Origin of the sequence: Xanthomonas prunicola, from assembly GCF_002846205.1 — a bacterium.
In the GTDB taxonomy this organism is placed as follows: domain Bacteria; phylum Pseudomonadota; class Gammaproteobacteria; order Xanthomonadales; family Xanthomonadaceae; genus Xanthomonas; species Xanthomonas prunicola.
In genome coordinates, this window is record NZ_PHKV01000093.1 from 1 (window position 1) to 265 (window position 265).

Below are 265 nucleotides of genomic sequence, written 5' to 3' on the forward strand. Positions count from 1 at the left end.
GTTCTTGGTAGTGGAATCGCGTGCGCTGCGGTACGACGCACCCGGGTCGTAGGTCACGCCCACCGAGAACCCGCTGGATTTGCTCGACTGGCTGGACTGGTGGTCGACCGTGTCCTGGCGCGCCAGCAGGGCGATGTCCTTGGCCGCCAGGGTCAGGTCCTTGCCGGCACCGAGATCGGAGCCGGCAATGGTCAACTGATTGCCAGCACTGATGACCAGATTGCCGTCTTTCGACCCGACCGAGGATGCGACCTGGGTGACCGAC

General features: G+C 64.5%; 1 protein-coding gene. It reads right to left on the bottom strand.

All coding sequences use genetic code 11. The features are described from left to right. Window positions 1–265, bottom strand: a 265-nt coding sequence (locus XpruCFBP8353_RS23180; protein WP_133125733.1) for a hemagglutinin repeat-containing protein, incomplete at both ends; no start/stop codon positions are given.